Source organism: Bacillus sp. NH11B (assembly GCF_001884205.1).
Classification (GTDB): domain Bacteria; phylum Bacillota; class Bacilli; order Bacillales; family Bacillaceae_G; genus Bacillus_A; species Bacillus_A proteolyticus.
In genome coordinates this window covers 1-8,755 of record NZ_MAOG01000129.1, presented here as the reverse complement: position 1 = coordinate 8,755, position 8,755 = coordinate 1, and the positions used below count along the sequence as shown (strand labels likewise).

The window sequence follows — 8,755 nt, the reverse complement described above, 5'->3', positions numbered from 1 at the left end:
GGGGCCTTAGCTCAGCTGGGAGAGCGCCTGCCTTGCACGCAGGAGGTCAGCGGTTCGATCCCGCTAGGCTCCATATAAATAGGGAAAGCTTACATCAAATGATGTAAGCTTTTTTTGTGCTTAAATTTCACATAAAAAGACAACTTTTGTATATGTTGTTTAAAATGAAAGAAGAGCATAAATAAGGGGAGATAATTATGAAAGTTGTTATTGCATCTGATTCATATAAAGAAAGTTTGAAAGCTATGGAGGTATGTGAAGCTATTGAAAGAGGTTTTGCAGCAGTTTTTCCTAAAGCAGAGTACGTTAAAGTACCAATTGGAGATGGAGGTGAAGGAACGGTCGAATCTCTTGTTGGTGCTACAATGGGGGAAATTATATCACTTAATGTGACAGGGCCGCTTGGAGAGAGCGTGCAAGCCTTTTATGGTATGTCTAAGGATAAGAAGACAGCATTTATTGAAATGGCAGCAGCATCAGGATTACAACACGTTCCAATTGAAAAGAGAAACCCACTTATTACAACGACAAAAGGGACAGGAGAACTTATATTACATGCATTAGATCAAGGAGCGAAACACATTATTTTAGGGCTCGGAGGAAGTGCTACAAATGATGGTGGGGCTGGTATGCTATCTGCTTTAGGCGCAAGGTTTATAAACAGGAAAGGTGAAGTAATAGAACCCTCTGGAGGGACATTACATTTGATTACTACTGTTGACCTTTCTAGGATTGATTCACGTCTAAAGGATCTAAAGTTAGAAGCGGCGTGTGATGTAGATAACCCTTTAGTTGGAGCTAGCGGGGCATCTTTTGTATTTGCGAGACAAAAGGGTGCAAATGTAGAGATGATGAAAGAGCTAGATGAGAATTTAAAACATTATGCTAATATACTTAAACAACATGTGTCTTTAAATGTATCTGAAATACCAGGGGCGGGGGCAGCTGGAGGAATGGGAGCAGCTGTCGTTGCAGTTCTAAAGGGGCAGTTAAGAAAAGGAATTGAAATTGTATTAGATTATACAAATTTTGATAAGTGTATAGAGGGCGCCGATCTGATTGTAACTGGTGAGGGAAGAATAGATGAACAAACAGCGTATGGAAAAGCTCCTGTTGGTGTCGCGAAGCGGGCGAAATGTCGTCATATTCCTGTAATTGCTATTGGTGGATCTGTATCCTCGAATTATACGACTGTTTACGAAAAGGGAATTGATGCAGTGTTTAGTATTACAGCGAGTCCAATGACATTAGAAGAAGCATATAAAAGGGCAGAAGAGAATATCGAAATGACAGCAAGAAATATTGCAGCAGTGTGGAAATTAGCATCAGAAAAACGCTTCTAAATGTAGAAGTGTTTTATAATTCATTTATGTGATGATATTTTGCATAATCCTGAGTGATGATGGGGAAAAGTGCGGATAAAAATATTAGCTGATAGAAAAGTCAGTTGTTTCATAAAGTTAACTTTATACATAGAATAGTCTTAAAATTTAGGTTTCAATGAGAGTACAAGTGAATATATTGTATATCCATGCAGAAAAATGTCGAGTTGAGTCAGACTATATAAAAGATTTAAAATATTTAGGAAGGCATAAAAGGGGGATACTATCTATGAAAAAAGAAATCTCAGTTATTGGAGTTCCAATGGATTTAGGACAGATGCGTCGCGGGGTTGATATGGGACCAAGCGCAATCCGTTATGCAGGGGTAATTGAAAGAATTGAACAAATTGGATATGACGTTAAAGATTTGGGAGATATATGTATTGAGAGAGAAAAAGAAGTAGATGAAAATACAAAATTAAGAAACCTTACACAAGTTGCAACTGTATGTAATGAATTAGCGAGTAAGGTTGATCATATTATAGAAGAAGGTCGTTTTCCACTCGTATTAGGCGGTGACCATAGTATTGCTATCGGTACGCTAGCTGGTGTAGCGAAACATTATAAAAATTTAGGTGTTATTTGGTATGATGCACATGGTGATTTAAATACAGAAGAGACTTCACCATCTGGAAATATTCACGGTATGTCACTTGCTGCAAGTTTAGGCTATGGACATCCGACGCTTGTAGACTTATATGAAGCATATCCAAAGGTGAAGAAAGAGAACGTTGTAATTATCGGTGCACGTGCATTGGATGAAGGAGAAAAAGACTTTATTCGCGATGAAGGCATTAAAGTATTCTCAATGCATGAAATCGATCGTATGGGTATGACGGCTGTTATGGAAGAAACAATTGCGTATTTATCTCATACGGATGGCGTTCATTTATCATTAGATCTAGATGGGCTTGATCCTCATGACGCACCAGGAGTTGGAACACCTGTAATTGGTGGTCTATCTTATCGTGAAAGCCACTTAGCGATGGAGATGTTAGCAGAAGCTGATATTGTTACATCTGCTGAGTTTGTTGAAGTAAATACAATTTTAGATGAGAGAAACAGAACAGCAACAACAGCGGTTGCTTTAATGGGTTCTTTATTCGGTGAAAAACTGAAATAAATGTAAGAAAAGCAACTGTGAAGTTGCTTTTTTTATTGGAAAATAGGCGTATAATAATGACTGATATTATACTGTAGGGTAAGAAAGTTTGACATCTTACCAATTTAAGCTAAAGGGGGCGTTTGTAATTGTCGTTTGTTTCATGTATGGTATAATTAACTAGTTGTTGGAAATACATACAGATAGAGCATAAAATAATATTTCAATATATGGATAGAATTGCTCGTAAGTAGGAGGAAGGGTTAGCATGCCTTTTGAAGATACGACCATTTTGAAATATCTTAGTACGGTATTAGATATTGCCGTTGTATGGTTTATTATATATAAGCTAATTCTTATAATCCGAGGGACGAAAGCTGTTCAACTTTTAAAAGGGATTACGGTTATTATTGTCGTTCGGATGATTAGTATTTTCCTTGGATTGCATACGCTATATTGGCTAACGGAACAAGTATTAACGTGGGGATTTTTAGCCGTTATTATTATCTTCCAGCCAGAATTGCGAAGAGCACTTGAGCAGCTAGGACGCGGAAGTTTATTTTCGCGTGTTGGAACTCAGGAGGATGATGAACCTGAAATTGTTGCAACATCGATAGCAAAAGCAACGGAATATATGGGAAAACGTAGAATTGGTGCATTAATTACGTTGTCAAAAGAGACCGGAATGGGTGATTATGTGGAAACGGGTATTCCGTTAAATGCAAATGTATCATCGGAGTTACTCATTAATATTTTCATTCCAAATACGCCTCTTCACGACGGAGCCGTAATTATGCAAGGAAGTACAATTAAAGCAGCGGCTTGTTATCTTCCGTTATCAGAAAGCCCCTTTATTTCTAAGGAGTTAGGAACAAGGCATCGCGCTGCAATGGGAGTTAGTGAAGTCACTGATAGTATTACAGTAGTTGTATCTGAAGAAACGGGCCAAATTTCTTTAACGAAAAACGGTAAGTTGCATCGTGATTTGAAGACAGAACAACTGAAGGATATGTTATTAGCAGAATTTAGTGGGAACGAAAAAACGACTTCTTCGTCTTTATGGAATTGGAGGAGAAAGCGTCATGGATAAGTTAATGGAGAATCATTGGTTTTTAAAAGGAATCTCATTACTATTGGCGTGTATGCTTTTTATGTCCGCAACTTTAACTGAAAAAAATACGACGTCGGGTATATTACCTTTCGCAAATGATACGAAAGAAACATTAACTAATCATGCTATTAACCTTAAGTATGATGAAGAGAAATATATTGTAAGTGGTATTCCGGCAGAGGGCGTTAAGGTGAAGTTAGAAGGCCCAAAAGCAGCAGTTGCTACAGCAAAAGCAAAAAAACAATTTGATATAACGGTTGATTTGCGAGATAGTCCAAAAGGGACTTATGAAGTTTCTTTGAAAACGAACGGGCTTCCAGATGATGTAAAAGGAACAGTTCAGCCATCAACAATTAAAGTTACTCTTCATGAAAAAGCGAGAAAATATGTTCATGTAGACTTAAAATTATCAAATGAGGATCAGATGCCAGCGGGTGCTACTCTCGAAAAATCAAGCATTAAACCTGATACTGTTGAGGTAGTTGGGACGAAAGAAGAAATCGAAAGTATTTCATCTGCTAAGGCATATATCGACTTAAAAGGCGTGAATAAAACTGTTACAAAAACACCAGACGTTACATTGTACAATAAAGAAGGAAAACGTTTAAATGTAAAAACGAGTCCATCTAAAATAAGTGTAACGGTGAATGTAGCGACACAACCTACAGCAAATAACGTCGAAAAAACAGTTCCTTTAACATATTCGAAAAAAGGGAATTTACCAGAGGGTTTAGCTGTTACAAATATTAATGTTGAACCAAAAGAGGTAACGATAGCAGGTCCAAAAGACATTTTGGATAATATACAATCTATAGAGGGGGTCGAGGTAGATCTTAGTCAATTGACGGATTCTACAACATTCGATGCCTCTGTTTTATTGCCAAAAGGTGTGACAAGTGCAAAACCAAATCAAGTGAAGGTTTCTGTAGGGGTACAAAAGGTAAAACAAACGAAAAGTAAAACTATAGATGGTATCCCGATTCAAAAAAATGGCATTCCGAATGATGTTACTGCTCAGCTACTTTCGCCACAAGATGGAAAGATAAGCGTTGATATTTCAGGAGAAGCAAGTATAGTAGATAAAATAACAGCTGCTCAAATAACAGCTGCGATTAATCTGCAAAATGTATCTCCGGGGACGAAGGATGTTTCTATTCAAGTGAGCGGTCCTGGTAATATTTCGATAGAACCAAAACAAAAAAGTGCTAAAGTCACAATTGTGAAGAAAGAAAAGCCAGATAAAGAAGTACAGGGTAATATCGAACAACCAGATCCAGCAAACAATAAAGAAAACCAAACTGAAAAACCAAAAAATCCTGAACCGGATCCAGAAAAGGATCAGGAAAAAGATAAAGAAAAAAATAAAGACAAAGATAAAGACAAAGAAAATGGGCAAGAAACGAGCCAAGAACCAACAGTAGATAATCAAAAAGAGCACGAAAAAGGAGCGAATAATAATGGGTAAATATTTTGGTACAGACGGAGTACGCGGGGTTGCAAATAAGGAATTAACACCTGAATTAGCATTCAAAATTGGACGTTTTGGCGGTTATGTATTAACAAAAGATACAGATCGTCCAAAAGTAATTATTGGCCGTGATACACGTGTATCTGGACATATGTTAGAAGGAGCTTTAGTAGCAGGTCTATTATCAACTGGAGCAGAAGTAATGCGTCTTGGTGTTATTTCTACACCAGGTGTGGCTTATTTAACAAAAGCTTTAGATGCACAAGCGGGTGTTATGATTTCTGCATCTCATAATCCAGTACAAGATAATGGAATTAAGTTCTTCGGTTCAGATGGTTTTAAATTAACAGATGAGCAAGAAGCTGAAATTGAAGCATTATTAGACAAAGAAGTTGACGAGTTACCACGTCCAACAGGTACTAACCTTGGCCAAGTGAGTGATTACTTTGAAGGTGGACAAAAGTATTTACAATACATTAAACAAACTGTAGAGGAAGATTTCTCTGGTTTACATATTGCTTTAGATTGCGCACACGGTGCGACTTCTTCTTTAGCTCCATACTTATTTGCAGACTTAGAAGCTGATATTTCAACGATGGGAACTTCTCCAAACGGTATGAATATTAACGAGGGCGTAGGATCTACACATCCAGAAGTCTTAGCTGAATTAGTAAAAGAAAAAGGTGCCGATATCGGACTTGCTTTTGATGGTGATGGCGACCGTTTAATCGCGGTAGATGAAAAAGGAAGCATCGTTGATGGCGATCAAATTATGTTTATTTGTGCGAAGTATATGAAAGAAACTGGTCAATTGAAACATAATACAGTTGTTTCAACAGTTATGAGTAACTTAGGCTTCTACAAAGCACTTGAAGCAAACAATATTACAAGTGATAAAACAGCAGTTGGTGACCGCTACGTAATGGAAGAAATGAAACGTGGTGGATATAACCTGGGCGGAGAACAATCAGGTCACATTATCTTACTTGATTACATTACAACTGGTGATGGAATGTTAAGCGCACTTCAACTTGTAAACATCATGAAAATGACGAAAAAGCCATTATCTGAGCTTGCAGGCGAGATGACAAAATTCCCACAATTACTAGTAAACGTTCGTGTAACAGATAAAAAACTAGCATTAGAAAATGAGAAAATTAAAGAAATTATTCGTGTTGTAGAGGAAGAAATGAACGGAGACGGTCGTATTCTTGTTCGTCCATCTGGAACAGAACCACTTATTCGTGTAATGGCAGAAGCACCGACACAAGAAGTTTGTGATGCTTATGTGCACCGTATTGTAGAAGTTGTGAAAGCGGAAGTTGGAGCTGAATAATTTACCGAATTTGTTTTAAAAGGAGCACAAGAAGTGCTCCTTTTTCATATGTTTTATAGACAATGAAAAAAAATTCATTGACGGTTTATATTGTTTGTTATAAGATTGTCTTGTTCTTTTTCTCAAAGTAAATATTGTAAATTATAAAAGCGCCAGAACTACAAGTAGTGTAGTTGACGAGGTGGAGTTTATCGAGATTTCGGCGGATGACTCCCGGTTGTTCATCACAACCGCAAACTTTTACTTAAAACATTAAGGTGACTTAGTGGACAAAGGTGAAAGTGTGATGAGAGAAAAGGAACGGATGAAAACTAGCTGTATAAGTGTATACGGACTTAAACCCAATTGAGAGGAAGGTGAAAGCCGTTACAAGCTTACAGGGCTAGCAATATGTAATCCGTTTTTTTAATATAAATAAATGGTATCGGACTATGTCGTTACATGTTCGCAAAGCAGTGTAAGCATTTGTAACGGCGACTAAACATGTGTGGAATCGTAGGATTTATTGGAGAGCAAGATGCAAAGGAAATTTTATTAAAAGGTTTAGAAAAACTAGAATATCGTGGATATGATTCAGCAGGTATTGCAGTACAAGCAGAGAACGGTGTTGTTGTATACAAAGAAAAAGGCCGTATTGCAAAACTTCGCGAAATCGTAGATGAGAACGTAGCAGCAAGTGTGGGAATCGGTCATACACGCTGGGCTACACATGGTGTTCCAAGTAAGTTAAACGCGCATCCGCATCAAAGTACATCAAAACGTTTTACACTAGTTCATAACGGTGTAATTGAAAACTATGAGTTAGTGAAAAAGGAATATTTACAAGATGTAACGTTCGTAAGTGAAACAGATACAGAAATTATCGTACAGCTTATGGAACAACAAGTGAGCACAGGATTAAGTGTAGAAGAAGCGTTCCGTAATACGCTATCTCTTTTACATGGTTCTTATGCAATCGGACTACTTGATGCTGAAAATCCAAACATGATTTATGTTGCTAAAAACAAAAGCCCGCTATTAGTAGGTGTTGGTGACAACTTTAATGTTGTGGCGAGCGACGCTATGGCGATGTTACAAGTTACAGATCAATTTATCGAGTTAATGGATAAAGAAATCGTAATCGTAACAAAAGAAAACATTACAATTAAAAACTTACAAGGTGAAACGATTGAACGTGCACCTTATACAGCGGAATTAGACGCAAGTGATATTGAAAAAGGAACGTATCCTCACTTCATGCTAAAAGAAATCGATGAGCAACCACTTGTAATCCGTAATATTATTCAAAAGTACCAAGATGAAAATGGCGAGATTGAACTGGATTCAGATATCCGTAATGCAATCTTAGATAGCGATCGTATTTATATCATTGCATGTGGAACAAGTTATCATGCAGGTCTTGTTGGAAAGCAATTCATTGAGAAATTTGCGAAAGTACCAGTTGAAGTACACGTAGCAAGTGAATTCTCTTACAACATGCCATTATTAACAGAAAGACCATTCTTCATTTACATCTCACAAAGTGGTGAAACAGCTGATAGCCGTGCAGTACTTGTGCAAACAAATGAAATGGGTCATAAAGCATTAACAATTACAAACGTACCTGGATCTACGCTTTCTCGTGAAGCTGATTATACACTTCCGCTATATGCTGGACCAGAAATTGCAGTTGCATCGACGAAAGCATACACAGCACAGCTTGCAGTACTTTCAATCTTAGCGGCTGACATTGCACAAGCAAAAGGTGAAGTTCTTGATTTCGATTTAACACACGAATTAGGACTTGTAGCAAATGCAATGGTAGTACTTTGTGATCAAAAAGAAGAGATGGACGCATTAGCAAAACAATTTTTAGCAACAACGCGTAACTGCTTCTTCATCGGACGTAGCGTAGACTTCTTCGTAGGTTTAGAAGGTGCGTTAAAACTAAAAGAAATCTCTTACATCCAAGCAGAAGGATTTGCTGGAGGAGAATTAAAACACGGTACAATTGCCTTAATCGAAAACGGTACACCAGTTATCGCACTTGCTACACAAGAGCACGTAAACCTTGGAATTCGTGGTAACGTGAAAGAAGTAGTAGCACGCGGGGCTAACCCATGTATCATCTCAATGAAAGGCTTAGAAATGGAAGGTGACAGCTTCGTATTACCAGCTGTACACGAAGCACTAGCACCGCTAGTAGCAGTTATTCCATTACAACTTATCTCATACTACGCAGCGCTTCACCGCGAGTGTGACGTTGATAAGCCACGTAACTTAGCTAAGTCTGTTACTGTTGAGTAGGAAATTGGTAGAGTAACTAGATTATGTTAAATGACAAAAAAGTTGGGAACTGAACAAAAAAGTCGGGAAC

The 8,755-nt window shown here is 37.7% G+C and carries 6 protein-coding genes, 1 tRNA gene and 1 pseudogene; all 8 read left to right on the top strand.

What is annotated here, in order from left to right; all coding sequences use genetic code 11:
• The 8 genes and pseudogenes from BAU27_RS23525 to glmS all read left to right on the top strand — a co-directional run bounded on the left by BAU27_RS23525 (nucleotide 1) and on the right by glmS (nucleotide 8,685).
• Nucleotides 1-73: transfer RNA gene (locus tag BAU27_RS23525), tRNA-Ala, on the top strand.
• A 124-nt stretch (nucleotides 74-197) separates the two neighbouring features.
• Nucleotides 198-1,343: a glycerate kinase gene (locus BAU27_RS23520; protein ID WP_071744472.1), complete on the top strand. Its 1,146-nt coding sequence runs from the start codon at nucleotides 198-200 to the stop codon at nucleotides 1,341-1,343.
• Between the two features lie 268 nt (nucleotides 1,344-1,611).
• Nucleotides 1,612-2,505: an arginase gene (rocF, locus tag BAU27_RS23515; RefSeq protein WP_000711584.1), complete on the top strand. Its 894-nt coding sequence runs from the start codon at nucleotides 1,612-1,614 to the stop codon at nucleotides 2,503-2,505.
• 247 nt (nucleotides 2,506-2,752) lie between these two features.
• Complete coding sequence (cdaA, locus tag BAU27_RS23510) at nucleotides 2,753-3,574, top strand: diadenylate cyclase CdaA (RefSeq protein WP_071744473.1); 822 nt, start codon at nucleotides 2,753-2,755, stop codon at nucleotides 3,572-3,574.
• Complete coding sequence (locus tag BAU27_RS23505; RefSeq protein WP_071772129.1) at nucleotides 3,567-5,060, top strand: CdaR family protein; 1,494 nt, start codon at nucleotides 3,567-3,569, stop codon at nucleotides 5,058-5,060. The genes cdaA and BAU27_RS23505 overlap by 8 nt, the downstream gene beginning before the upstream one ends.
• A complete protein-coding gene (gene glmM, locus BAU27_RS23500) occupies nucleotides 5,053-6,399 on the top strand; it encodes a phosphoglucosamine mutase (RefSeq protein WP_071744475.1) in 1,347 nt (448 codons plus the stop codon). The genes BAU27_RS23505 and glmM overlap by 8 nt, the downstream gene beginning before the upstream one ends.
• A gap of 286 nt (nucleotides 6,400-6,685) precedes the next feature.
• A pseudogene (locus BAU27_RS33620) lies at nucleotides 6,686-6,870 on the top strand (hypothetical protein).
• A gap of 12 nt (nucleotides 6,871-6,882) precedes the next feature.
• Nucleotides 6,883-8,685 carry a glutamine--fructose-6-phosphate transaminase (isomerizing) gene (glmS, locus tag BAU27_RS23495; protein ID WP_071744476.1) on the top strand — a complete coding sequence of 601 codons (1,803 nt, stop codon included), beginning with the start codon at nucleotides 6,883-6,885 and terminating at the stop codon, nucleotides 8,683-8,685.
• The last annotated feature ends 70 nt before the right edge of the window (nucleotides 8,686-8,755 follow it).